We start from the raw sequence: 22,093 nt of genomic DNA on the forward strand, positions 1-22,093 counted from the left end.
GCCCTCTTCCGGGATCTTCGCTTCGTGAGCGCTTGGCGCTTCGGCGCTTCGGCACCTGACGCTTCGGCGCCTCCACCCGTACCGGTGGAGGCGCCGTTGCCATGCCGCGCGGGCCCTCGCGCGCTACTCCTCGTGCTTGGCGCGGCTCGGCTGGACGCGTTTCGGCTCGCCCGGCATCTTGGGGTACTCCGGCGGGTACGGCAGGTCGCCGAGCCCGTGGTCCTTCTCGTCCTTGGTGGCCAGTTCCAGGAGCGCTTCCAGGGAGTGGGCCCGGTCGTCCATGGCCGCGTGGACGTCGCCGGCCTCGGCGAAGCGGCCCGGCATCGTGGCGAGGTCGAAGTCCTCCGGCACGGCGTCGTCGACCTCGTCCCAGCGCAGCGGCGCCGAGACGGGGGCGTGCGGGCGGGCCCGTACCGAGTAGGCGGAGGCGATCGTGCGGTCCCTCGCGGTCTGGTTGTAGTCCACGAAGATCTTGGAACCGCGCTCCTCCTTCCACCACGCCGTGGTCACCGCGTCCGGCATCCGCCGCTCCAGCTCCCGCCCGCAGGCGATCGCGGCCCGCCGCACCTGGGTGAAGGTCCAGCGCGGCTCGATGGGCACGAAGACGTGCATGCCCCGGCCGCCGGAGGTCTTGGGCCAGCCCACGAGGCCGCCGAACTCGTCAAGGACGGCGCGCAGTTCGTGGGCGGCCCGCACCGCGTCGGCGTAGTCGGTGCCGGGCTGCGGATCGAGGTCGATGCGGAGCTCGTCGGGGTGGTCGAGGTCGTCGCTCCGCACCGGCCAGGGGTGGAAGGTGAGGGTGTTGTACTGCGCGGCCCAGATGACCGCGGCCACCTCGGTGGGGCACATCTCGTCGGCGGTGCGGCCGCTGGGGAAGGAGATGGTGGCGGTGGGGATCCAGTCGGGATGGTTCTTCGGCACGCGCTTCTGGTAGAAGAACTCACCGGCCGCCCCGTCCGGGTAGCGCTGCAGGGTGGTGGGGCGGTTCCGGAGGGCGCGGAGGATGCCCGGGCCGACGGCCACGAAGTACTCGGCGAGGTCCAGCTTGGTGAACCCCCGTTCGGGAAAGACGACCCGGTCCGGACTGGAGAGCCGTACTTCCCGCTCCCCCGTGTCGATCTGCACGGCCGCGCTCTTGCCGTTGGCTGCACCCATGCGAGCCACGCTATGCGCGTCGGGCATTCATCGCATACCGGGCGATAGGCGGCACCAGCCGCACCGTACAGCAGACTCGAACACGCGTTCCAGAACGAGAGTGAGTCATCGCGACAGCGCCGACCGCTCTCAGCGGAACGCGGCGACATTGCGGGCGGCCCAGTCGGCGAACGGACGAGGGTCCCGGCCGAGGACGTGCCGGACGTCCGGGCTGACGCGCAGTTCAGCCGCGTTCGGGGCGCCGAGGATGTCGAGGGTGTCGTCAGCGAGCTCCCCCGGCATGCTCTGGACCATGGCGGCCTTGGCCTCCTCGCGGGTCAGCTCGTGGAACCGGACGGGCGAGCCCAGCGCGGCGGCTATGGCCGCCGTCTGCTCGCGCGGCGTGATCACCTGAGGCCCCGTCAGATCATATATGCCGCCCGCGTGTTGATCCTCCCGCAGGCAGGCTGCCGCGACCTCGGCGATGTCCGCCGGGTCGATGACCGGCACCCCGATGTCGCCGAAGGGCGCGGCGACAAGGCGGTCCGCCCGGACGGACTCGGCCCACCACAGGGCGTTGGAGGCGAAGCCGCCGGGGCGCAGAACGACCCAGTCCAGGCCGGACTCCCGCAGCGCGTCCTCCAGTTCACGCATCGCGATCCGCGTCGCCCCGAAGGGCCTGCTCGTCACGCCCAGCGTGGAGAGCAGGACGACGCGGCGGACTCCGGCGGCCGCGGCCCTGCCGATGATGTCGGCCGGTCTGGCCCCGAGGGCGTGCAGGTCGCCGGAGAGCAGCAGGAACATCGCCTTCGCCCGGGCCAACGCGGGTTCGAGCCCGGCCGGTTCGGCCAGGTCGGCCGCCAGGTGGCGCACTCCGTCCGGCACCTCCGCGGCACGCCGCGACACCGCCGTCACCTCCTCGCCCGCTTCGGCCAGCGCCCGCGTCAACGGCCGGCCAATGTTTCCGGTGGCCCCGGTTACGACGATCATGGGTAGCTCCTTGTCCGATGTGCTGTGTGGACGTGACGCTAGGAGCCGGGCTCACTCTTGGTAAGGACATACCTATGGGTAAGCTCCTCACATGACGGAAGGCGCGCAGATCACACCGGTCGACACTCAGGCGCGGTATGAGGTGTTTCACACCGACTGCCCCGCGCGCGAGATGGTCGACCACGTGACCAGCAAGTGGGGCACCTGGGTGCTGATCGCCCTGGGAAGCGACAACCTGCGGTTCTACGAACTCCGTGACCGCATCCGGGGCATCAGCGAGAAGATGCTCGCCCAGACCCTGCGCGCGCTGGTCCAGGACGGCCTGGTCTGGCGCGAGGTCGAGCCGACGACGCCGCCCCGGGTCACCTACGGGCTCACCGAATTCGGCCAGGACGTCGGCGAGCCGCTCGCCGACCTGCTCGGCCGGATCACGCGGCGGATGCCACCCGGCTGAACAGGCGGGCAGCCCGGGCGCCTCTTAGATTTGGGCCATGGATCTGCCGGTGATGCCGCCCGTGAAGCCCATGCTCGCCAAGCCCGTGGGGAAGATTCCGCCGGGCATGCAGTACGAGGCGAAGTGGGACGGGTTCCGCGCGATCGTCTTCCGGGACGGCGAGGACGTCGAGATCGGCAGCCGCACCGGGAAGCCCCTGACCCGCTACTTCCCCGAGCTCGCGGCAGCCCTGCGGGAGCGCCTTCCGGAACGCTGCGTGGTGGACGGCGAGATCGTGATCGCCAGGGACGGACATCTGGACTTCGACGCGCTCACGGAGCGCATCCACCCCGCCGCCTCCCGCGTGACCCTGCTGGCCGAGCGCACGCCCGCGTCGTTCGTGGCGTTCGACCTCCTCGCGCTCGCGGACGAGGCGCTGCTCGACGTGGGCCTGGCCGACCGGCGCGCCCTCCTGGTGAAGGCGCTGTCCGGCGTCACGCCGCCCGTCCATCTGGCGCCGGCCACCACGGACCCCGAGACGGCACAGGCGTGGTTCGAGCAGTACGAGGGGGCGGGCCTCGACGGCGTCATCGCGAAACCGCTCGACCTGGCGTACCGGCAGAACGAGCGCCTGATGTTCAAGATCAAGCACGAGCGCACGGCGGACTGCGTGGTCGCGGGCTACCGCTTCCACAAGAGCGGCCCCGTCGTCGGCTCGCTGCTGCTCGGGCTGTACGACGACGCGGGCGCCCTGCAGCACGTGGGCGTGTGCGCGGCGTTCCCGATGAAGCGCCGCGCCGAGCTCGTCGAGGAGCTGGAGCCGCTGCGGATGGAGGACGCCTCCGGGCACCCGTGGTCAGCCTGGGCGGACGAGACGGCCCACGAGACGGCGCGGCTGCCCGGCGCCCCGAGCCGCTGGTCGGGCAAGAAGGACCTCTCCTGGGTGCCGCTGCGCCCGGAGCGGGTGTGCGAGGTGGCGTACGACCACATGGAGGGCGGCCGGCGCTTCCGCCACACGGCCGCCTTCCGCAGGTGGCGCGCGGACCGGGACCCGGAGAGCTGTACGTACGCGCAGTTGGAGCAGCCGGTCCGGTATGACCTGGCGGACGTGCTCGGCTCCGCGGGCTGACCGGCACACGCACCCCGAAGACCCCCGCGACCACCGCAATCACGCCAATGTGCGGTCAGGCTCCCGCGCACCTTCCACCCCACCGGCCGCGACCGTATGCTCCCTCGCCTGACACGTCAGTTACCGAGGGTAATGGGGGCGGGGCATGGGGCACAGCGGTGCCGAGGGGCATACACGGCGGGGATTCGTGGCGGGGGCCGCGGCAGTCGGCGGGGCGGCCGCGCTGGGGGTGGGGGCGCTGCCCGCGGCGGCCGCACCGGGAGCTTCCGGGGCGCGGCAGTCCGTGGCCGTGCTCGGCGGCGGCGTCGCGGGGCTGACCGCCGCCCACGAACTGGCCGAGCGGGGCTTCGCGGTCACCGTGTACGAGCGCCGGGCGCTCGGCGGCAAGGCGCGCAGCATGGACGTGCCGGACAGCGCGAAGGGCAACCGCAGGCCGCTGCCCGGCGAACACGGCTTCCGCTTCATCCCGGGCATCTATCACAACCTCCCGGACACCATGCGGCGCATCCCCTTCCCCGGGAACGCGAACGGCGTGTGGGACAACCTGGTCGCGCCGCGCGAGATGTCCTTCGCCCGCACCGGCCGCGAGGACATCCGGATGCCGATCCCCTGGCCGGGCGGCACGCCGGAGAAGCTCACCCTCGACGACATCCGGCGGGCGCTCGGCGCGCTGCTCGACACCGCGTTCAACCTCCCCGCGCACGAGGCCGCGTACTTCGTGAACCGCGCCCTGGTCTTCCTCACCAGCTGCGACGAGCGCCGCGAGGACGACTGGGAGTCGACGCCCTGGTGGGAGTTCACCCGGGCCGAGAAGATGTCGAAGGACTACCAGCGCATCCTCGTCATCGGCGTCACCCGCAACATCGTGGCGACGAAGGCCGAGGAGGCCAGCACCCGCACCGTCGGCACGCTCGGTGAGGCCTTCGTCCTCAACGCGCTCGGCCAGGGCGCGGACGGCCCGCCCGACCGGATCCTGAACGCCCCGACGAACGAGGCGTGGATCGACCCGTGGGTGGCCCGCCTCAAGGATCTCGGCGTGGAGTTCCGCATCGGCTGGACCGTGCGCGAGCTGGGGTTCGACGGCAGCCGCATCGCCAGGACCGTCATCGAGGACCCCGACGGCGTACGGCGCGACATCACCGCCGACCACTACGTCCAGGCCATGCCGGTGGAACACGCGCGCCGGACGTGGAGCGCTCAAATGAAGGCGGCCGACCCGCAGTTGGCACGCTGCGACAAGCTGGAGACGGACTGGATGACGGGCATCCAGTTCTACCTGACGGAGCGCCCTGCGGTCGTGAAGGGCCACTTCAACCTCATCGACTCGCCCTGGTCGCTGACCGGCATCGCGCAGGCGGGACACTGGCCCGGGCGCGACTTCCCCGCCGAGTACGGCGACGGCGTCGCGATCGACTGCCTGTCGGTGGACATCTCCGAATGGGACAGGCCGGGCATCCTGTACGGCAAGACGGCCAAGCAGTGCACCCGCGAGGAGGTCGCCAAGGAGGTGTGGGCGCAGCTCAAGGCGGCCCTCAACGACACCGGCAGGACGGTCCTGAGCGACAGCAAGCTGCACTCGTGGTTCCTCGACCCGGGCGTGGCCGGACTCGGCACACCGAACCCCACCAACGAGGACCAGCTCCTGATCCACCCCGTGGGCACCTTCCACAACCGCCCGTCGGCCGCCACGAAGATCCCGAACCTCTTCCTCGCGGGCGACTACGTCTCCGTGGACATCGACCTCGCGACGATGGAGGGCGCCAACGCCGCGGCCCGCCAGGCGGTCAACGCCCTGCTCGACCGGGTGGGTTCGGACCAGAAGCGGTGCACGGTGACGCCGCTGTACCGCGTCCCTGAGATCGAGATCCTCAAGCGCCACGACCGCACCCGCTACCGGCTCGGCCTGCGCAACGCCCTCGATCTGGGCTGACGGGCTGCGACCGGTCACGTTCGGGGTAGGACTCCCGCATGAGACGGAGCATGGCGGGGCGGACGCGTACACGGGCCGGGGCGGCGGTGGCGATCACGGTCGCCGCCCTGGCGTCCGGCTGCACCATCGAGCCCTCCGGGGCGGACGGGAACCCGCCGGCGGGGGCGGGGCGGGGCGGCGTGCTCGCTGTCAAGATCGACAACGTGGGCCCGGCGCGCCCGCAGACCGGCCTCGACGCGGCGGACGTCGTCTATGTCGAGCAGGTGGAGGCGGGCCTCAGCCGCCTGATGGCGGTGTTCGCCTCGCGGCTGCCGCCCGCCGTCGGTCCCGTACGCAGCGCGCGCGAGACGGATCTCGAACTCCTGCGGCAGTTCGACCGGCCCGCGCTCGCGTTCTCCGGGGCGCAGTCCAAGCTCCTGCCGCTGATCGCCGGCGCGCCGGTGCGGGCGCTGCCACCCGGCAAGGCGCCCGGCGGCGCCTACTACCGGGGTGGCGGCAGGGCCGCCCCGCACAACCTCTTCGTACGCCCGGCCGCCCTGGGGGCGGATCCGCGCGCGGGCGCCCTGGCGAGCACCGGATTCCGGTTCGGGCCGCGCCCGGCGGGCGGCACGCCGCAGGCCCGGCGGACGGTCGACTTCCCCGCGGCGCGCTTCACCTTCGACTGGGTGGAGTACGAGGGGCGTTGGCGCGTCACGATGGACGGGCGGCGGGCCCGGACGTCCGACGGCAGGGAGCTGGGCCCTTCGACGGTCGTCGTGCAGTACGTGAAGGTGCGTCCGTCCCGCTTCCACGACCGCGCGGGCAGTGTCTCGCCGTTCACCGAGACGGTCGGCGAGGGCTCAGCGAGTGTGCTGCGGGACGGGCGCGCCTACAAGGCGCGGTGGAAGCGCCCGTCGGCCGGGGACGGCACCGGCTTCACGACCTCCGACGGCAGGCCGCTGGCGTTCGCGAAGGGGCAGGTGTGGGTCGTGTATGCGAAGGCGTGAGCCCGGTCAGTCGGCGGCTGCCGCCGTCGGCTCCGCGGGGTTGCGCAGGTCCTCCGCCGCGTCCGCGACCCGCTGGATCAGGTCGAGGAAGACGGACCGCTCCTCGGCGGAGAGCGGTGCGAGGAGGACCTGGTTCATCCGGGCGGTGCGCACGGTCAGTCTGCGGTGCGTGCGCTTGCCCTCGTCGGTGAGGCGCAGCAGGAAGCGGCGGCCGTCCGCAGGATCGCGGACCTTGTCGAGCAGCCCGCGGCGGATCAGCCGGGCGACGACGTCGGCGATGGTGGACCGGTCGAGGCCCACTCGCTCGCCCACGGTGCGCTGGTCGGGGCCGGGTTCCGCGACCAGGGCGTTGAGGACGGCGTACTGAGGCGAAGTGATGTCCTCGGACACCATCGTGTTCCACAGCAGGTGGTGTGCCTGCTGCAGCCGCCGGGCCAGGTGCCCGGGGTGGGTGGCCAGGTCCACCGCGGCCATGGGGTCCTCCGCTTCTTCGACTTCTCGACTCGTTTTGTCGGTGCACTGAACAATACTCGCTGCTGATCCCGGGACGTGTGGGTCTTGTCAGGCGGTTGACGTGACTCCTATCCTCGCCGAAATAGTCAGTGCGCTGACTAACTGATCGGAGCGAGAGGGGGTCGCGCGGATGGACAAGGTGGTGGCCACGGCTGCCGACGCGGTGGCCGACGTCCGGGACGGGGCGTCGCTGGCGGTCGGCGGCTTCGGCCTGAGCGGCGTGCCGAACGAGCTGATACGCGCGCTGCACCGGTCCGGTGTCTCGGACCTGAAGGTCGTGTCCAACAACTGCGGGGCCATGGACTCGGGCCTCGCGATGCTGCTCGCGGCGGGCCGCATCGCCCGCGTGACCGGCTCCTACATCGGCGCCAACAAGGAGTTCGCGCGGCAGTACCTGGGCGGCGAACTGGAGGTCGAGATGATCCCGCAGGGCACGCTGGCCGAACGGCTGCGGGCGGGCGGCACGGGCATCCCGGCGTTCTACACCCCCGCCGGGGTCGGCACACAGGTCGCCGCGGGCGGGCTGCCCTGGCGCTACGACGGCGAGGGCGAGGTCGCGCTCGCGTCCCCGGCCAAGGAGGTACGGGAGTTCGACGGCGTCACATACGTCCTGGAGCACGGCATCCGTACCGACTACGCGCTGGTGCGCGCGGCCCGCGGCGACCGGCACGGCAACCTCGTGTTCGGCAGGTCCGCCCGCAACTTCAACCCGCTCGCCGCCATGGCCGGGCGCGTGACCGTCGCGGAGGTGGAGGAGCTGGTGGAGCCGGGCGGGATCGACCCTGACGCGGTGCACCTGCCGGGCATCTTCGTGCAGCGGGTGGTGGCGCTCACCCCCGAACAGGCCGCCGACAAGAGCATCGAACGGCGCACCGTCTCCGCCCCCGCGGCGCCGGGGACGGTGGACGGCTGATGGCCTGGACCCGGGAGGAGATGGCCGCCCGCGCCGCACGCGAACTCCGCGACGGCCAGTACGTCAACCTGGGCATCGGCCTGCCCACCCTGATCCCCAACCACCTGCCGCCAGACGTCGAAGTGGTCCTCGAATCGGAGAACGGCATCCTCGGAGTGGGCCCCTACCCCACGGAGGCGGAGGTCGACCCCGACCTGATCAACGCGGGCAAGGAGACCGTGACCGTGCTGCCCGGCGCCTCCTTCTTCGACTCGGCGCTCTCGTTCGGCATGATCCGCGGCGGTCACATCGACGTCGCCGTCCTGGGCGCCATGCAGGTGTCCGCGCGCGGGGACCTCGCCAACTGGGCGGTCCCCGGGAAGATGATCACCGGCATCGGCGGCGCGATGGACCTCGTGCACGGCGCGCGGACGGTCCTCGTCGTCATGACGCACACCGCCAAGGACGGCACACCGAAGATCCTCGACGAGTGCACGCTGCCGCTGACCGGCCAGGGCTGCGTCGACCGGATCATCTCCGACCTCGGCGTCCTCGAAGTGACCGCGCACGGCCTGGAACTGGTCGAACCGGCGCCGGGCGTCACCGTCGCGGAGATCACCGCGAAGACGGCGGCACAGGTCCATGTCCCGGCCGAATTCTCGACGTGACCCTCACGAGCGCCACCGCGGCAGTGCCATCCGCCACTTCTCCGTAATCCACCTTCTTCGTAACCCGTCCCCTTCGTAACCCGCCTTCTTCGTAGTCCGCCTTCTTCGTACGGAGCCTGAAGAGATGCCCCTCGCCACCGAACCGCTGCCCGACGGACTCAGCCAGGACGCGATGGACGCCGAGATCGCGAAGGCCCAGGCCGCGTCTCCCGGCGGGCACCACCCGCCCCGCGACTACCCGCCCTACCGCAGCAGCCACAGCCGCCACCCGAAGCAGCCACTGGTCCCGCTGCGCGACCCGGAGGCCGTGGAGCTGAGCGGGCCCGCGTTCGGCGTCACCGATGTCGCCGCCCTGGACAGCGATCTGACGCGGCAGCACGCGGGCGAGCCGCTCGGCGAGCGCATCACCGTCAGCGGCCGGGTCCTGGACCGCCGGGGCCGGCCCGTGCGCGGGCAGCTGGTCGAGCTGTGGCAGGCGAACGCGTCGGGCCGGTACGCGCACCAGGTGGACCGCCACCCGGCGCCCCTCGACCCGAACTTCACGGGCTTCGGCCGCTGTCTCACCGACGACGACGGCGGGTACGCGTTCACCACCGTCAGGCCGGGCGCCTATCCCTGGCGCAACCACATCAACGCCTGGCGCCCCGCCCACCTGCACTTCTCGCTCTTCGGAACGGCGTTCACCCAGCGCCTCGTGACCCAGATGTACTTCCCCGGCGACCCGCTCCTCCCGTACGACCCGGTGCTGCGCTCGGTGACCGACGCGTCGGCCCGTGAGCGCCTCGTCTGCGCCTACGACCCCACCCTGTCCGTCCCCGAGTGGTCGCTCGGCCACCGCTGGGACATCGTCCTGGACGGCCCGTCCGCGACGCTCTTCGAGGAGGACGACCCGCGCCGATGACGCACCCACCGACACCACCGCGCCCGAGGGCGGCGCCGGCCACGGACCCGTACGCGCCCACGCCCTCCCAGACCGTCGGCCCCTTCTACGGGTACGCGCTGCCCTTCCCGCGCGGCGGCGAGGTCGCCCCCGCCGGCCACCCGGACACGATCACCCTCCACGGGTACGTCTTCGACGGCGCCGGACGGCCCGTGCCCGACGCCCTGCTTGAGACCTGGCAGCCCGCTCCCGACGGCTCACGCGCGGGAGCGCCCGGGTCGCTGCGGACCGATCCCGTCACCGGACGCGTCGTGGGGCGCGACGGTGTCGCGTTCACCGGGTTCGGCCGGGTCCCGACCGACGCGGACGGCCACTGGGCCGTGCGGACGCTGCCGCCCGGCGGCGTCTCCTACATCGCGGTCGCCGTCTTCGCACGCGGACTGCTGCATCACCTGTACACGCGCGCGTACTTGGTGGACGAGCCCGGTGACGCGCTGCTCGCCGCCCTGCCCGAGGAGCGGCGCGCCACGCTGATCGCCCGGAGCGAGGCGCCGCGCACCTACCGGTTCGACATCCGCCTCCAAGGGGCGGGCGAGACGGTCTTCCTGGAATTTCCGTGGGGGTCCCCGTGAGCGGCCTGTTCGCGCCGGGGTGGGCGGGCTCGTCCGCCGCCGACGCGACCTCCGACAGCGCCTTCCTCGAAGCCCTGCTGGCCGTCGAGGCCGCGCTGACCCGCGCACAGGCCTCCGTGGGTCTGGCTCCGGCGGCCGCCGCGACGGCGGTGACGGAGGCTGCCGCCGACCTCGGCCGGTACGACGTAGAGGACATCGCCCTGCGGGCGCGGGAGGGCGGGAATCCGGTGATCCCGCTGGTGGCCGAGTTGACGGCGGCCGTGCCTGCGGAGGCGGCGCCCTACGTCCACCGGGGTGCGACGAGCCAGGACATCCTGGACACGGCCCTGATGCTCCTTTCCGCACGGACGCTCGACCTGATCCTCGCCGATCTCGCGCGCGCGGAGCGGGCGTTGGCGCGGCTCGCCCGCGCGCACCGGGACACGGTGCTGCCGGGCCGCACGCTCACGCAGCACGCGGTGCCGACGACGTTCGGGCTGAAGACGGCGGGCTGGCGGTCCCTTGTCCTCGACGGGCGGGACCGGGTGCTGGTCGTGCGGGGCGGGCTGCCGGTGCAGCTGGGCGGGGCGGCGGGGACGCTGGCTTCGTTCGGCTCGTACGGGGGGACGGATTCGGCGGCGGAGCCGCTGGTCCGCGCCTTCGCCCGGGAGCTCGCGCTGGGGGCGCCGCCGCTGCCCTGGCACACGCTCCGCACCCCCGTCGCCGACCTCGGCTCCGCCCTCGCCGTGACCACCGGCGCCCTCGGCAAGACCGCGGCCGACGTCCTCACGCTCTCCCGCACCGAGATCGCGGAGGTCTCCGAGGGCTCGGGCGGCGGCTCGTCCGCCATGCCGCACAAGGCCAATCCCGTACGCGCGACGCTCATCGCCGCCGCCGCACGCCGCGCACCCGCCCTCGCCGCGACCCTGTACGGCTCGCTGGCCGCCGAGGACGAGCGGCCCGCGGGCGCCTGGCACGCCGAGTGGGAGCCGCTGCGCGACCTGCTGCGGCTGGCCGGCGGCGCGGCGCGGGACGCGGCCGAGCTCGCCGAGGGCCTGCGCGTCCATCCGGCGGCGATGCGCGAACACCTGGACCTCACGGGCGGGTTGATCGTGTCCGAGCGGCTGGCCGCCGAGCTCACGCCGCTGCTCGGCCGGGCCCGCGCGAAGGAGCTGCTGACCCGGGCCGCCGGACGCGCCCGGGCCGAGGGCCGCCCCCTCGCGGAGACCCTCGCCGACGAACCTGCGCTCCAGGACATCGACCTCACCGAGCTCACCGACCCCACCCACTACACCGGTCTCGCCGGTGTTCTCACCGACCGCGCCCTGGAGCGACGTTGACCATCGCAGCGAGCGGCAGGCTGCCGCACCACGCCGTCGAGGGGGCCGCCTCCGCTCCCCCGCTCCTCCTCGGGCCGTCCCTGGGCACCTCCATGGCCCTGTGGGACGACGTCGCACCCGCTCTCGGCACGTCCCACCGGATCGTGCGCTGGGACCTGCCGGGGCACGGCGGCTCCCCCGCGGACCTGATCGACCCCGGCGCGACCGTCGCCGACCTCACGAACCTCGTCCTCTCGCTCGCCGACTCCCTCGGCATCGACCGTTTCGCGTACGCCGGGGTCTCGCTCGGCGGCGCCGTCGGGCTCCATCTCGCGGCCCGGCACCCCGACCGGGTGGCGGGCCTCGCCGTGATCTGCTCGTCGGCCCACTTCGGCGGCGCCGGACCGTGGCGGGAGCGGGCCGCGCTGGTACGGCGCGAGGGCCTGGCGGGGCTCGCGGAGTCGGCGCCGCGGCGGTGGTTCACACCCGGGTTCACGGTGCCCGCCCTGGTGGCCGCGCACCGGGCGGCCGATCCCGGGGCGTATGCCGCCTGCTGCGACGCTCTGGCCTCGTACGACATGCGGGACGCCCTGGCGTCGATCGGGGCGCCCACCCTGGTCGTCGCCGGGCGCGAGGACCAGGCGACTCCGCCCGCCCACGCGCGGGAGATCGTCGACGCCGTGCCGGGCGCCGCGCTCCTGGAGCTCGCGGGCGCCGCACACCTGGCGCCCGCCGAACGCCCCGAGGCGGTCGCGGCGGCCCTGCGCTCCCACTTCACCGGCGACGCCCCCAAGAGCGGCGCGGCCGTGCGGCGCGCCGTGCTCGGGGACGCGCACGCCGACCGCGCGCAGGCGGCCACGACGTCGTTCACGGCCCGCTTCCAGGACTTCATCTCCCGCTACGCGTGGGGCGAGATCTGGACCGACCCCACGCTGGCACGCCGCGAACGCAGCATGATCACGATGACCGCGCTGGTCGCCCGCGGGCACCTCGACGAGCTGGCCCTGCACGTCCGCGCCGCCCGCGGGATCGGGCTGACGCCCGAGGAGATCGGCGCGGTCCTGCTGCAGACGGCGGTCTACTGCGGCGTCCCCGCGGCCAACGCGGCGTTCGCGGTGGCCCAGCGCGTGCTGGCGGAGGAGGGCTCCTAGAGCCGCGCACCCCGACCGGGTTGTGGGCCCGCTGACGCAAGCACCGCCACCGGCCACGGGTCTGACCCGGGCAGCCACGGGTCTGACCCGGGACGCGCCCTCAGGCAGGCCCTCAGGCAGGGACGAAGAGGTCCTCGTGGGCCCCGTCGAGGATGAACCCGTTGTCGAAACGGACCCGCACGCTCACGCGAGGCCCCCGTTCCTGGAAGGCGGTCCACGCGGGTTCCAGAGAGCCGACCTTCTCTTCGAGCTGCCTCCTGCTCTCCGTGGGCATCTCGCACCCGAAGGCGTCGAGCAGCGACTTGAGCCGCTCGTACTCGCGCACGTCGTCGCTCTCGTCCTCGTGGCCGACCACCTGCTCGACGGTCCCGCCGGTGCCCGCCGCCAGGGACAGGAACCCGACGACGACCCCCGACACCTCGGCCGAATCGGTCAGCCGGGTGTCCGCTGCCAGCACCACCCGCTGGCCTGCCTTCAGAGTCATACGCTCCCCATCTCCCGAGCCTGCCTTTGAACCCCAGCCTGCGCCCCGGCGCGCGCCTCGAAGAGTGACCGCAGATGGGCCAGGCTCCGTTCCGCCAGGGGCCGCAGCGTCGGGGCGACGGCACGGGCGTCGGCCCGCAGCCGGTCCGTCGCGTCGGGGCCGAGCGCCTGAGCCGCCTCGGTGGCGAAGGACGTCTCGTCGAGCCAGTCGTCCAGGAGCCCCGGCGTGACCTCCAGGTGGAACTGCAGCCCCCAGGCCGCGGGTCCGGCGCGGAACGCCTGGCACTCGGTCGTGCCGGTGCGGGCGAGCACGCGGGTCCCGTCGGCGGGCACGATGCGGTCTCCGTGCCAGTGGAGTACGGCAGGGGCGTCGGCCAGCGGACCGACGACGGGGTCGTCCCGGTCCACGCCGTGCAGCGGGGCCCAGCCGATCTCGCTGCCCCGGCCGAGCTCGGCACCGGTCCGCACGGACAACCCCTGGGCACGGGCGAGCAGTTGGGCCCCCAGGCACACGCCCAACGTCGGAACCCCGGCACGCACCGCATCGGCCAGCAGATCCCGCTCCAGCTTCAACGCCGGGTGCCCCGCCAGGTCATCGGCGTTCATCGGCCCACCCATCACGACGAGCCCCGCCAGCTCGGAAACGGACGGCAGGTCACTCGCCGAGACCCCCGGCACGTCGAGCAGATTCCGCACGTCGACGCGCAGCCCACTCCCGTCCAACGCATCCAGAATCAGGCCGGGCTTCTCCACCTCGACGTGCTGGAGGATCAGGACGGTGCGCGCGGGCATGGAGGGTCTCCTTGGCGGGAACGGGGGCCTTCACTCTAACGTGGCAGGTCAGCGGCTCCCTGCGGCGAGCCCTCACCCTCACCGCGCCCCGTATACCGGCTGCGGCACCCCGGCCTGCGCGAGCAGTTCACGTGCCGTGGCCCCCGCCTCCGCCGGAGTCCGGCGGGCACCCTTGTCGGCGGTCGGTCCGGGGCGCCAGCCCTCCATGACCGTGATGCGGCCCGCCTCGGTCTCGAAGACCCGGCCCGTGACTCCGGCGGAGGCGGTGGAACCCAGCCAGACCACGAGCGGGGACACGTTCTCCGGAGCCATCGCGTCGAAGCCGCCGTCGTCGGGGGCGGCCATCGTGCCGGCGAAGGTCTGCTCGGTCATGCGGGTACGGGCGGCGGGGGCGATGGCGTTCACCCGCACTCCGTAGGCGCCCAGTTCGGCCGCGGCGACCAGGGTCAGGCCGAGGATCCCGGCCTTGGCCGCGCTGTAGTTGCCCTGCCCGACACTGCCCGCCAGGCCCGCTCCTGAGCTGGTGTTGACCACGCACGCGTGCGGCGCGCGGCCGGCCTTGGCCTCGGCGCGCCAGTGTGCGCCCGCGTGCTTCAGGGGAAGGAAGTGTCCCTTGAGGTGGACGCGCAGCACGGCGTCCCAGTCGTCCTCGTCGAGGTTGACGAGCATCCGGTCGCGCAGGAAGCCCGCGTTGTTGACGAGGATGTCGAGGCGGCCGTACGTGTCGAGCGCGGTCCGCACCAACGAGGCGGCGCCCTCGGACGTGGCGATGTCGCCGCCGTGGGCGACGGCTTCGCCGCCCGTCGCGCGGATCTCCTCCACGACCTCGTGGGCGGGCCCGCCGGACTCCCCCGAGCCGTCGGGGCCCACCCCGAGGTCGTTGACGACGACCCGGGCGCCTTCGGCGGCGTACGCGCGGGCGTGCGCCCGGCCGAGGCCGCGGCCCGCCCCGGTGACGATCACGACGCGGCCCTCGCAGAGCCCGGACTTGGCAGCTGACGTCATGGCGGAACTCCTCGGGTGGGTTCAGTGGTTGACGGACGCGGCGGCCAGGAACGCGGGGCGCTCACCGCCGCCGTGCAGCCGGAGGGCGGCCCCGCTGATGTACCGGGCGCGGTCGGAGGCCAGGAACACGCAGGCGTCGCCGACGTCGGAGGGGTCGGCGAGCCGGCCAAGGGGGACGGTGCGGGCGACCCGGGCGATGCCCTCATCGTCGCCGTAGTGGAGAGCGGCGCTCTCGGTGCGGGCGAGGCCGAGGACGACCGTGTTGACGCGCACGGCCGGGGCCCATTCGACGGCCATGGTTCCCGCGAGGCTCTCCAGGCCCGCCTTCGCGGCGCCGTACGCGGCGCTGCCGGGCGAGGGCCGGGTCCCGCTGATGCTGCCGATCATCGTGATGCTGCCGCCGGTCCCCTGGGCGCACATCACCTCCCGGGCGGCGAGCGAGGCGTACAGCGGCGCGAGGAGGTTGAGTTCGACGATCTTCGCCTGGCGGGCCGGGCCGGTTTCGGCGAGCAGTCCGAACGGCGTGCCCCCCGCGTTGTTCACGAGGGCGTCCACCGCGCCGTAATCCGCGGCCACCTCGGCGAAGAAGGCGTGGGCCGCCGCCGCGTCGCGCAGGTCGAGGGGCCTGAACTCGGCGAGGCCGCCCGCCGCTTCGACGGGCCGGTCCGGCGGCCTGCGGGCGCAGACGACGACCCGCGCCCCCGCGGCGAGGAAGCTCCGGGCGATCCCGGCGCCGACGCCGCGGGTGCCGCCGGTCACGACGACCACCTGTCGTGTGTCAGTCATCGCTGCTACCTTTCCAACTAACAAATGTTTGGTTGAAAGCGTGTGGTCGAAAGGTAGCGGATCCTCTGATGTCTGTCTCCACCTCCGCCCCGGACAAGGGCGTGGCCGTCGTCACCGTCGACTACCCGCCCGTCAACGCCCTTCCCGTACAGGGCTGGTACGCCCTGGCGGACGCGGTGCGCGCGGCCGGGCGCGACCCCGGGACCCGCTGCGTCGTCCTGACCGCGGAAGGCCGCGGGTTCAACGCGGGCGTGGACATCAAGGAGATGCAGCGCGACACCGGCCACACCGCACTGATAGGCGCCAACCGCGGGTGCTACGAAGCCTTTTCGGCGGTGTACGAGTGCGAGGTCCCCGTCGTGGCGGCCGTCCACGGTTTCTGCCTGGGCGGCGGGATCGGCCTGGTCGGGAACGCGGACGCGATCGTGGCGAGCGAGGACGCCACCTTCGGCCTGCCCGAGCTGGACCGGGGCGCGCTCGGCGCGGCCACCCACCTGGCCCGCCTCGTGCCCCAGCACCTGATGCGCGCCCTGTACTACACCTCGCGCACCGCCACCGCCGCCGAGCTGCACGCGCACGGCTCCGTGTGGCGCGTCGTCCCGCGCGAGGAACTGGCCGACGCTGCCCTGGACCTCGCGCGGGAGATCGCCCGCAAGGACGGCACACTGCTGCGGCTCGCGAAGGCCGCGATCAACGGAATCGACCCCGTCGACGTGCACCGCAGCTACCGCTTCGAACAGGGCTTCACCTTCGAGGCGAACCTCAGCGGCCTGGCCGACCGCATCCGGGACGGCTTCGGGACGCAGGCGGACGCCGGGGCACAAGGGGAGGGCACTTCATGAGCGGCAGGACCGACAGCAGGAACAGCAGCGGAAACGGCGGCGGGAACAGCAGCGGGAACGGCGGCAGAACCGGCAAGAGGATGTCGCCGGACGAGATCGTGGGGCGCCTGTCGAGCGGAATGACGCTCGGCATCGGCGGCTGGGGCTCGCGCCGCAAACCGATGGCGCTGGTGCGCGCGCTGCTGCGCTCCGACGTCACGGACCTGACGGTCGTCTCGTACGGCGGCCCGGACATCGGCCTGCTCGCCGCGGCCGGCCGGATCCGCAAGCTGGTCACCGCCTTCACGACCCTCGATTCGATCCCCCTTGAGCCGCACTTCCGGGCGGCACGCGAGCGCGCCGCCTTCGAACTCGTCGAGCTGGACGAGGCGATGTTCATGCAGGGCCTCACCGCCGGCGCCCAGCGGCTGCCGTTCCTGCCGATCCGCGCGGGACTCGGCTCCGACGTCCTGCGGGTCAACCCGCGGCTGCGGACGGTCACTTCGCCCTACGGGGACGGGGAGGAGCTCGTAGCCGTGCCCGCCCTGCGGATGGACGCGGCCCTGGTGCACATGAACCGCGCCGACCCCTTCGGCAACGGTCAGTACCTGGGCCCCGACCCCTACTTCGACGACCTGTTCTGCGAGGCCGCCGACACCGCGTACGTCTCGTGCGAGCGCATCGTCGACCCCGGCGAGCTCACGGCGCACGCCGCGCCCCAGACGATGCTGGTCTCCCGGCACTCGGTGACGGGCGTGACCGAGACGCCCAAGGGGGCGCACTTCACGTCCTGCGTGCCCGACTACGGCCGCGACGAGCCCTTCCAGAAGGAGTACGCCACCGCGGCGGCCGACCCGGAGACCTGGGCCGCCTTCCGCCGCCGCTTCCTCTCGGGCACCGAGCACGACTACCAACTGGCCGTCCAGGCCTGGCACAAGGAGCAGCGATGACGCGCACCGACCCCGCCACGGCCACGACGACAGCGGCCGCCACCCGCGCCGAGTACTGCGTGATCGCCTGCGCGGAGGCCTGGCGGGGCGACGGCGAGATACTCGCCTCCCCCATGGGCACCATCCCGTCGGTCGCGGCCCGCCTCGCCAAGCTGACCTTCTCCCCCGACCTGCTGCTCACGGACGGCGAAGCCCTGCTCATCGGCGACATCCCGGCGATCGGCTCCGTTTCGGCGGTTACGGAAGGGTGGCTGCCGTACCGCAGGCACCTGACGATGGTCATGGGCGGCCGGCGGCACGTGATGATGGGCGCGAGCCAGATCGACCGCTTCGGCAACCAGAACATCTCGTGCATCGGCGACTGGGCGCGCCCCGAGCGGCAGCTCCTCGGGGTGCGCGGGGCTCCGGTCAACACGCTCAACAATCCGGTGAGTTACTGGATTCCGAGGCATTCGACGCGGGTCTTCGTCGAGAAGGTCGACATGATCAGCGGGGTCGGGTACGACAGCGCGGCCGCGGCCGGCCCCTCCGCGACCCGCTTCCACGATCTGCGCCGGGTCGTCTCCGACCTCGGCGTCTTCGACTTCGGGGCGCCCGACCACGCCATGCGCCTGGTCTCCCTGCACCCGGGCGTCACCCTCGACCAGGTGCGCGAGGCCACCGCGTTCGCCCTGGCCGTGCCGGACGACGTCCCCCACACCCGTGAGCCGACCGCCGAGGAGCTGCGGCTGATCCGCGACGTGGTGGACCCGCGCGGCCTGCGCGACCGCGAGGTGCGCACATGACGCCGGAGCCGCCCGCCACGCCGCCCGGCGCCCTCGCTCTGAAGACGCCGCTGACCCGGCTGGTCGGCGTCCGGCACCCGATCGTGCAGACCGGCATGGGCTGGGTGGCAGGGCCCCGCCTGGTCACCGCGACCGCCGATGCCGGGGCGCTCGGCATTCTGGCCTCCGCCACGATGACGGTCGGCCAGCTGCGCGCGGCCGTCCGCGAGGTCAAGTCCCGCACCGCCGCGCCCTTCGGGGTCAATCTGCGGGCGGACGCGGGCGACGCGCGGGAGCGGGTCCGGGTCATCGTCGAGGAGGGCGTCCGGGTCGCCTCCTTCGCGCTGGCGCCGTCCAAGGAACTGATCGCCGAGCTCAAGGACGCGGGCGTGGTGGTCATCCCCTCGATCGGTGCGCGACGGCACGCCGAGAAGGTCGCCGCGTGGGGCGCGGACGCGGTGATCGTGCAGGGCGGCGAGGGCGGCGGCCACACCGGTGACGTCGCCACGACCGTGCTGCTCCCGCAGGTCGTCGACGCGGTGGACATACCGGTGGTCGCGGCGGGCGGCTTCTACGACGGCCGCGGTCTGGTCGCCGCTCTCGCCTACGGGGCGGCGGGCGTGGCCATGGGCACCCGCTTCCTGCTCACCTCGGACTCGACGGTGCCGGACGCGGTCAAGGCCCGCTATCTGGCCGCCTCCGTCAAGGACGTCACGGTCACCACGCGCGTGGACGGCCTCCCGCACCGGATGCTGCGGAGCGAACTGGTGGCGGATCTGGAGAGAGCGGGCCGGATCGCGTCGCTGGCGCGCGCGGTGCGGCACGCGGCGGCGTTCCGGAGGATGTCCGGCATGGGGTGGCGCCGGATGGCCCGCGACGGGCTCGCGATGCGGCACGGCAAGGACCTGACCTGGAGCCAGGTCCTGCTCGCGGCGAACACGCCGATGATGCTCAAGTCGGCGATGGTGGACGGCCGCCCGGAGCTGGGGGTGATGGCATCGGGGCAGATCGCCGGTCTGATCGAGGACCTGCCGTCGTGCGCGGAGCTGGTGGAGCGGATGATGACCGAGGCGGGCGCGGCTATGGCACGCCTGAAGTCCGTCTGACCTCACGAGTCCTGCTCAGAGCCTGTCTTTGAACCCCCGCCTGCGCCCCGACGCACGGCACTGCCCCACGAGCCTCCCGCGCAGGCCCGAGGCGTCAGCGGCGCACCAGTGGCAGGTGGTCCAGCGCCCGGTCGGCGAGACCGTCCGCGCCGCAGGTCCGCGCCAGGGTCAGCCCGCGCTCCAGCTCGGTCGCCGAGTCCGCGGCGATGCCGTACTCGACGCGGGCGACCGCGTGTTCGTACGCGCAGGGGGACGCTTCCAGATAGGTGGCGGCCTGGCGGTACAGCGCGATGGAGCGCGGCCCGGTCTCCAGCGCCGCCGCGCACCGCAGGGCCTCGCCGATGGCGGTGTCCGTGCCGAACCGCTCGGCCTGCATACGGGCGTCCGCGACCAGGTGCGCCGCCCGCTTCGGGTCCTCGTGGGCCAGGGCGCGGGCGAGGTCGTACGCCCACGGGGCGAGGACGGTGTTGTACTGGCCGCGCGCGGTCAACGCCTTTGCCGTGGCCTCCAGTTCGTTGAGCCCGTCCTTCGTGCGTCCGAGGGCGAGCAGGAGGCGGCCGCGTACGGACGGCGCGTCGGGTACGTAGATCGTGGAGGCGGAGGGCGGCGCGAAGCCGTACCGCTCGGCGACGGTGCCGGCCTCCTCGACGTGGCCGCGGGCCAGGAGGGTGTCGATGAGCATGCTGGCCGCCTCCCAGTGCATCGGCAGGCCCTCGCCGACGCGGTCGGCCAGGCGCAGGCTCTCGCGCAGCGACCGCTCGGCGTCCGTCAGCCGGCCGCGCCTTCGGTACACATAGCCGAGGAAGGCGTGCGAGAGGGCGAGATGCCCGCCACTCCAGCCCGCGGTCTCGTAGGCCCGCACGGCCTCGGTGAACAGGCTCTCCGCGCGGTCGAGCCGGTCCGAGAAGGCGTACGAACCGCCGAGCATCAGGCGGAGCTCGAAGCTCCATTCCGTGTCGGTCCAGCCGAGTCCGGGTGCGAGGCGACCGTTGACGAGGGCGCGGTCGCAGAGCTCGACGACCAGTTCCGCGCTCTCGCCGCGGGTCATGGCGTCGAAGGCGCGCAGGATCAGCAGGGCGCGCTCGGCGTTGTCGCGGCCGGTGAGGGGCCCTGCGAGCTGGGCGAGGCGCCGCGAGCGGCCCGGCGAGTCCTCCTCGCCCGCGTGGATGCCTTCCCACATGTAGTGCACGGCTTGCAAGCGCAGTCGCGCGGGGCCAGGTTCGAGGCGCGCGGCCTCCTCGGCGATGGCCCGCAGGCCTTCTTCCAGTTGGTCGTTGTGGACGAGGGCCTGGGAGAGGCGGCAGACGGCGTCGACGCGCAGATCCTGGTCGAGGCCGGGTGTGGAGAGCGCCTCGCGCAGGTGGCCGATGGTGGTGACGGGTGAGGTGAGGAGCGTGGCGCAGCCCAGTTCGTAGCGCACGCGGGCGTGGATCTCGGGCAGCGGCGGCTCGCGCAGGGCGCGTTCCAGGCACCGGCGGGCGGCGTCGGGCGCGCCGACGGCGAGGTGTTCGGCTGCGGCCTGGCGCAGCTGCTCGACGAGTTCGGCGTCGTCGTCCGGGTGGACTTCCAGGAGATGCCGGGAGGCGGCCGCGGCGCCGTGGCCCGAGTGGGTGACGACGGAGGCCGCCTGGCCGTGCATCGCGGTGCGGGTGGCGGCCGGGATGGAGCGGTAGACCGTGGTGGCGATCAGCGGATGGACGAACTCCAGGCCCTCGTCGCCGTTGACCAGGATGCGCGCCGCGCAGAGCCGCTCCGCGCACCGTTCGGCGGCGTCGGGGGTCATGCCCGCGAGCGAGGCGGCGAGCTCCGCGGAGATGGAGCTGCCGAGGATGGCGGCGGCCCAGGCGAAGCGGGTGGCGTCGGTGCCGAGTCCTTCGAGGCGGGCGACGAGGCCGCGGCCACGGGCCGTGCGGTTGAGGGCGCGCAGTTCGTCGGCGGAGCTCTCCACCGGTTCGAGGTCGCTGTCCTGCACCTTGGCGAGGAGCTCGACGGATTCGTACGGGTTGCCGCCGGTGACCGCCCAGACCTCGCGGCAGAACGGGGCGTCGGCGTGCTCACCGAGCGTGGCGCGGGTCAGGCCCGCGGCGGCGTCCGGTGTGAGGGCGCGCAGAGTGGTGAACGAACTCGCCTGGGCGGCGACGGTCGCCAGATGGCGTGCGCTCTCGCCCACCGCCTCGCCGGGCCTGCGGGCGATCACGACGAGTACGGGGAGTTCCTCGAGGCGCTGGGCGAACGTGGCGAGCCAGTGCAGCGTTTCCTGGTCGGCCCAGTGCGCGTCGTCGATGAGGAGGACGAGCGGCCAGTGCAGCCGGGCGAGCCGGGAGACCGCCTCGACCAGGCCGTCGCAGACACCTTGCGGGTCCGGCCTGCGGCCGCCGGGCTCGGCTATGCCGAGGGCGGGGCCCGCGATGTCGTAGCAGTCGCCGAAGTACTCGCGGGCCTGGTCGGGGGCGAGATGGACGAGGGCGGGCTGCAGGAGCTGGCGCACGACGTTGAAGGGGACGGAGGTGACCGCTTCCCCGCCGCGTGCGGTCCAGACCGTGGCGCGGCCCTCCGCGAGGCGGCGGACCTCGGCCAGGAGCGCGGTCTTGCCGATGCCCGCTTCGCCGCTGAAGGCGATGAGACCGCCCGAGGCCGTCGCGTCGGCGCAGAGCTTCTCCACGGCCTGGGTGGCCGCGGCGAGTTCGGCATGGCGCTCGTACAGCGGGGCCCAGGCGGCTCCACCGGGCCGTCCCTGCGTCATCGCGCTA

Annotated in this window: 22 protein-coding genes; 14 read left to right on the top strand and 8 right to left on the bottom strand. The window is 73.2% G+C overall.

The window, feature by feature from the left end:
* Nucleotides 1–123 precede the first annotated feature (123 nt).
* A complete protein-coding gene (gene ligD / locus ACFVYL_RS00875) occupies nucleotides 124–1,155 on the bottom strand; it encodes a non-homologous end-joining DNA ligase (protein WP_389712132.1) in 1,032 nt (343 codons plus the stop codon).
* A gap of 129 nt (nucleotides 1,156–1,284) precedes the next feature.
* The gene (locus tag ACFVYL_RS00880; protein ID WP_389712133.1) at nucleotides 1,285–2,124 is read right to left on the bottom strand and encodes an SDR family oxidoreductase; all 840 of its coding nucleotides are present in this window, start codon (nucleotides 2,122–2,124) and stop codon (nucleotides 1,285–1,287) included.
* 91 nt (nucleotides 2,125–2,215) lie between these two features.
* On the opposite strand from ACFVYL_RS00880, the gene ACFVYL_RS00885 reads away from it, so the two are divergent.
* From ACFVYL_RS00885 to ACFVYL_RS00900, 4 genes are all read left to right on the top strand, one after another.
* Nucleotides 2,216–2,578, top strand: a complete 363-nt coding sequence (locus ACFVYL_RS00885; protein ID WP_389712134.1) for a winged helix-turn-helix transcriptional regulator — start codon at nucleotides 2,216–2,218, stop codon at nucleotides 2,576–2,578.
* A gap of 37 nt (nucleotides 2,579–2,615) precedes the next feature.
* Entirely contained in the window at nucleotides 2,616–3,686 is a 1,071-nt protein-coding gene (locus ACFVYL_RS00890) for an ATP-dependent DNA ligase (protein ID WP_389712135.1), read from the top strand.
* Between the two features lie 145 nt (nucleotides 3,687–3,831).
* A complete protein-coding gene (locus tag ACFVYL_RS00895) occupies nucleotides 3,832–5,616 on the top strand; it encodes an FAD-dependent oxidoreductase (protein ID WP_389712136.1) in 1,785 nt (594 codons plus the stop codon).
* A gap of 38 nt (nucleotides 5,617–5,654) precedes the next feature.
* Nucleotides 5,655–6,602, top strand: coding sequence for a DUF3048 domain-containing protein (locus ACFVYL_RS00900; RefSeq protein WP_389712137.1), 948 nt, complete (start codon nucleotides 5,655–5,657; stop codon nucleotides 6,600–6,602).
* Between the two features lie 6 nt (nucleotides 6,603–6,608).
* Here the strand turns inward: ACFVYL_RS00900 and ACFVYL_RS00905 are convergent, their stop codons facing one another.
* The gene (locus ACFVYL_RS00905) at nucleotides 6,609–7,076 is read right to left on the bottom strand and encodes a MarR family winged helix-turn-helix transcriptional regulator (RefSeq protein WP_389712138.1); all 468 of its coding nucleotides are present in this window, start codon (nucleotides 7,074–7,076) and stop codon (nucleotides 6,609–6,611) included.
* Nucleotides 7,077–7,245: 169 nt separating this feature from the next.
* Between ACFVYL_RS00905 and ACFVYL_RS00910 the strand changes: the two genes are divergently transcribed.
* The 6 genes from ACFVYL_RS00910 to pcaD all read left to right on the top strand — a co-directional run bounded on the left by ACFVYL_RS00910 (nucleotide 7,246) and on the right by pcaD (nucleotide 12,636).
* Complete coding sequence (locus ACFVYL_RS00910; protein WP_389712139.1) at nucleotides 7,246–8,028, top strand: CoA transferase subunit A; 783 nt, start codon at nucleotides 7,246–7,248, stop codon at nucleotides 8,026–8,028.
* A complete protein-coding gene (locus tag ACFVYL_RS00915) occupies nucleotides 8,028–8,675 on the top strand; it encodes a CoA transferase subunit B (RefSeq protein ID WP_389712140.1) in 648 nt (215 codons plus the stop codon). The genes ACFVYL_RS00910 and ACFVYL_RS00915 overlap by 1 nt, the downstream gene beginning before the upstream one ends.
* A gap of 124 nt (nucleotides 8,676–8,799) precedes the next feature.
* Nucleotides 8,800–9,576 (top strand): protocatechuate 3,4-dioxygenase subunit beta, encoded by a 777-nt coding sequence (gene pcaH / locus ACFVYL_RS00920; RefSeq protein WP_389712141.1) that lies wholly within the window; start codon nucleotides 8,800–8,802, stop codon nucleotides 9,574–9,576.
* Nucleotides 9,573–10,187, top strand: a complete 615-nt coding sequence (gene pcaG / locus ACFVYL_RS00925) for a protocatechuate 3,4-dioxygenase subunit alpha (RefSeq protein ID WP_389712142.1) — start codon at nucleotides 9,573–9,575, stop codon at nucleotides 10,185–10,187. The genes pcaH and pcaG overlap by 4 nt, the downstream gene beginning before the upstream one ends.
* Entirely contained in the window at nucleotides 10,184–11,506 is a 1,323-nt protein-coding gene (pcaB, locus tag ACFVYL_RS00930; protein ID WP_389712143.1) for a 3-carboxy-cis,cis-muconate cycloisomerase, read from the top strand. Before pcaG ends, pcaB begins: the two co-directional genes overlap by 4 nt.
* Nucleotides 11,503–12,636 (top strand): 3-oxoadipate enol-lactonase, encoded by a 1,134-nt coding sequence (pcaD, locus tag ACFVYL_RS00935; protein ID WP_389712144.1) that lies wholly within the window; start codon nucleotides 11,503–11,505, stop codon nucleotides 12,634–12,636. The genes pcaB and pcaD overlap by 4 nt, the downstream gene beginning before the upstream one ends.
* A 112-nt stretch (nucleotides 12,637–12,748) precedes the next feature.
* Here the strand turns inward: pcaD and ACFVYL_RS00940 are convergent, their stop codons facing one another.
* The 4 genes from ACFVYL_RS00940 to ACFVYL_RS00955 all read right to left on the bottom strand — a co-directional run bounded on the left by ACFVYL_RS00940 (nucleotide 12,749) and on the right by ACFVYL_RS00955 (nucleotide 15,702).
* Nucleotides 12,749–13,120: a hypothetical protein gene (locus ACFVYL_RS00940; RefSeq protein WP_389712145.1), complete on the bottom strand. Its 372-nt coding sequence runs from the start codon at nucleotides 13,118–13,120 to the stop codon at nucleotides 12,749–12,751.
* Nucleotides 13,117–13,911 carry a type 1 glutamine amidotransferase gene (locus tag ACFVYL_RS00945; protein WP_389712146.1) on the bottom strand — a complete coding sequence of 265 codons (795 nt, stop codon included), beginning with the start codon at nucleotides 13,909–13,911 and terminating at the stop codon, nucleotides 13,117–13,119. The genes ACFVYL_RS00940 and ACFVYL_RS00945 overlap by 4 nt, the downstream gene beginning before the upstream one ends.
* Nucleotides 13,912–13,989: 78 nt before the next feature.
* A complete protein-coding gene (locus ACFVYL_RS00950; RefSeq protein ID WP_389712147.1) occupies nucleotides 13,990–14,916 on the bottom strand; it encodes an SDR family oxidoreductase in 927 nt (308 codons plus the stop codon).
* A 21-nt stretch (nucleotides 14,917–14,937) separates the two neighbouring features.
* Nucleotides 14,938–15,702 (bottom strand): SDR family oxidoreductase, encoded by a 765-nt coding sequence (locus tag ACFVYL_RS00955; RefSeq protein ID WP_389712148.1) that lies wholly within the window; start codon nucleotides 15,700–15,702, stop codon nucleotides 14,938–14,940.
* A 68-nt stretch (nucleotides 15,703–15,770) separates the two neighbouring features.
* On the opposite strand from ACFVYL_RS00955, the gene ACFVYL_RS00960 reads away from it, so the two are divergent.
* From ACFVYL_RS00960 to ACFVYL_RS00975, 4 genes are all read left to right on the top strand, one after another.
* Nucleotides 15,771–16,544 (top strand): enoyl-CoA hydratase family protein, encoded by a 774-nt coding sequence (locus ACFVYL_RS00960; protein WP_389712149.1) that lies wholly within the window; start codon nucleotides 15,771–15,773, stop codon nucleotides 16,542–16,544.
* Between the two features lie 80 nt (nucleotides 16,545–16,624).
* A complete protein-coding gene (locus ACFVYL_RS00965) occupies nucleotides 16,625–17,473 on the top strand; it encodes a CoA transferase subunit A (protein WP_389712436.1) in 849 nt (282 codons plus the stop codon).
* Nucleotides 17,470–18,258: a CoA-transferase subunit beta gene (locus ACFVYL_RS00970; protein WP_389712150.1), complete on the top strand. Its 789-nt coding sequence runs from the start codon at nucleotides 17,470–17,472 to the stop codon at nucleotides 18,256–18,258. The genes ACFVYL_RS00965 and ACFVYL_RS00970 overlap by 4 nt, the downstream gene beginning before the upstream one ends.
* Nucleotides 18,259–18,296: 38 nt before the next feature.
* The gene (locus ACFVYL_RS00975; protein ID WP_389712437.1) at nucleotides 18,297–19,343 is read left to right on the top strand and encodes an NAD(P)H-dependent flavin oxidoreductase; all 1,047 of its coding nucleotides are present in this window, start codon (nucleotides 18,297–18,299) and stop codon (nucleotides 19,341–19,343) included.
* 94 nt (nucleotides 19,344–19,437) lie between these two features.
* Here the strand turns inward: ACFVYL_RS00975 and ACFVYL_RS00980 are convergent, their stop codons facing one another.
* Nucleotides 19,438–22,086, bottom strand: coding sequence for an ATP-binding protein (locus ACFVYL_RS00980; RefSeq protein WP_389712151.1), 2,649 nt, complete (start codon nucleotides 22,084–22,086; stop codon nucleotides 19,438–19,440).
* Nucleotides 22,087–22,093 lie beyond the last annotated feature (7 nt).

It is taken from the genome of Streptomyces sp. NPDC058308, assembly GCF_042880275.1.
GTDB lineage: Bacteria > Actinomycetota > Actinomycetes > Streptomycetales > Streptomycetaceae > Streptomyces.

Bases quoted from the DNA above. Each gene is read 5' to 3' on its own strand.
- ligD (WP_389712132.1), bottom strand. From the start codon at position 1,155: ATGGGTGCAGCCAACGGCAAGAGCGCGGCCGTGCAGATCGACACGGGG.
- ACFVYL_RS00880 (WP_389712133.1), bottom strand. From the start codon at position 2,124: ATGATCGTCGTAACCGGGGCCACCGGAAACATTGGCCGGCCGTTGACG.
- ACFVYL_RS00885 (WP_389712134.1), top strand. From the start codon at position 2,216: ATGACGGAAGGCGCGCAGATCACACCGGTCGACACTCAGGCGCGGTAT.
- ACFVYL_RS00890 (WP_389712135.1), top strand. From the start codon at position 2,616: ATGGATCTGCCGGTGATGCCGCCCGTGAAGCCCATGCTCGCCAAGCCC.
- ACFVYL_RS00895 (WP_389712136.1), top strand. From the start codon at position 3,832: ATGGGGCACAGCGGTGCCGAGGGGCATACACGGCGGGGATTCGTGGCG.
- ACFVYL_RS00900 (WP_389712137.1), top strand. From the start codon at position 5,655: ATGAGACGGAGCATGGCGGGGCGGACGCGTACACGGGCCGGGGCGGCG.
- ACFVYL_RS00905 (WP_389712138.1), bottom strand. From the start codon at position 7,076: ATGGCCGCGGTGGACCTGGCCACCCACCCCGGGCACCTGGCCCGGCGG.
- ACFVYL_RS00910 (WP_389712139.1), top strand. From the start codon at position 7,246: ATGGACAAGGTGGTGGCCACGGCTGCCGACGCGGTGGCCGACGTCCGG.
- ACFVYL_RS00915 (WP_389712140.1), top strand. From the start codon at position 8,028: ATGGCCTGGACCCGGGAGGAGATGGCCGCCCGCGCCGCACGCGAACTC.
- pcaH (WP_389712141.1), top strand. From the start codon at position 8,800: ATGCCCCTCGCCACCGAACCGCTGCCCGACGGACTCAGCCAGGACGCG.
- pcaG (WP_389712142.1), top strand. From the start codon at position 9,573: ATGACGCACCCACCGACACCACCGCGCCCGAGGGCGGCGCCGGCCACG.
- ACFVYL_RS00940 (WP_389712145.1), bottom strand. From the start codon at position 13,120: ATGACTCTGAAGGCAGGCCAGCGGGTGGTGCTGGCAGCGGACACCCGG.
- ACFVYL_RS00945 (WP_389712146.1), bottom strand. From the start codon at position 13,911: ATGCCCGCGCGCACCGTCCTGATCCTCCAGCACGTCGAGGTGGAGAAG.
- ACFVYL_RS00950 (WP_389712147.1), bottom strand. From the start codon at position 14,916: ATGACGTCAGCTGCCAAGTCCGGGCTCTGCGAGGGCCGCGTCGTGATC.
- ACFVYL_RS00955 (WP_389712148.1), bottom strand. From the start codon at position 15,702: ATGACTGACACACGACAGGTGGTCGTCGTGACCGGCGGCACCCGCGGC.
- ACFVYL_RS00960 (WP_389712149.1), top strand. From the start codon at position 15,771: ATGTCTGTCTCCACCTCCGCCCCGGACAAGGGCGTGGCCGTCGTCACC.
- ACFVYL_RS00965 (WP_389712436.1), top strand. From the start codon at position 16,625: ATGTCGCCGGACGAGATCGTGGGGCGCCTGTCGAGCGGAATGACGCTC.
- ACFVYL_RS00970 (WP_389712150.1), top strand. From the start codon at position 17,470: ATGACGCGCACCGACCCCGCCACGGCCACGACGACAGCGGCCGCCACC.
- ACFVYL_RS00980 (WP_389712151.1), bottom strand. From the start codon at position 22,086: ATGACGCAGGGACGGCCCGGTGGAGCCGCCTGGGCCCCGCTGTACGAG.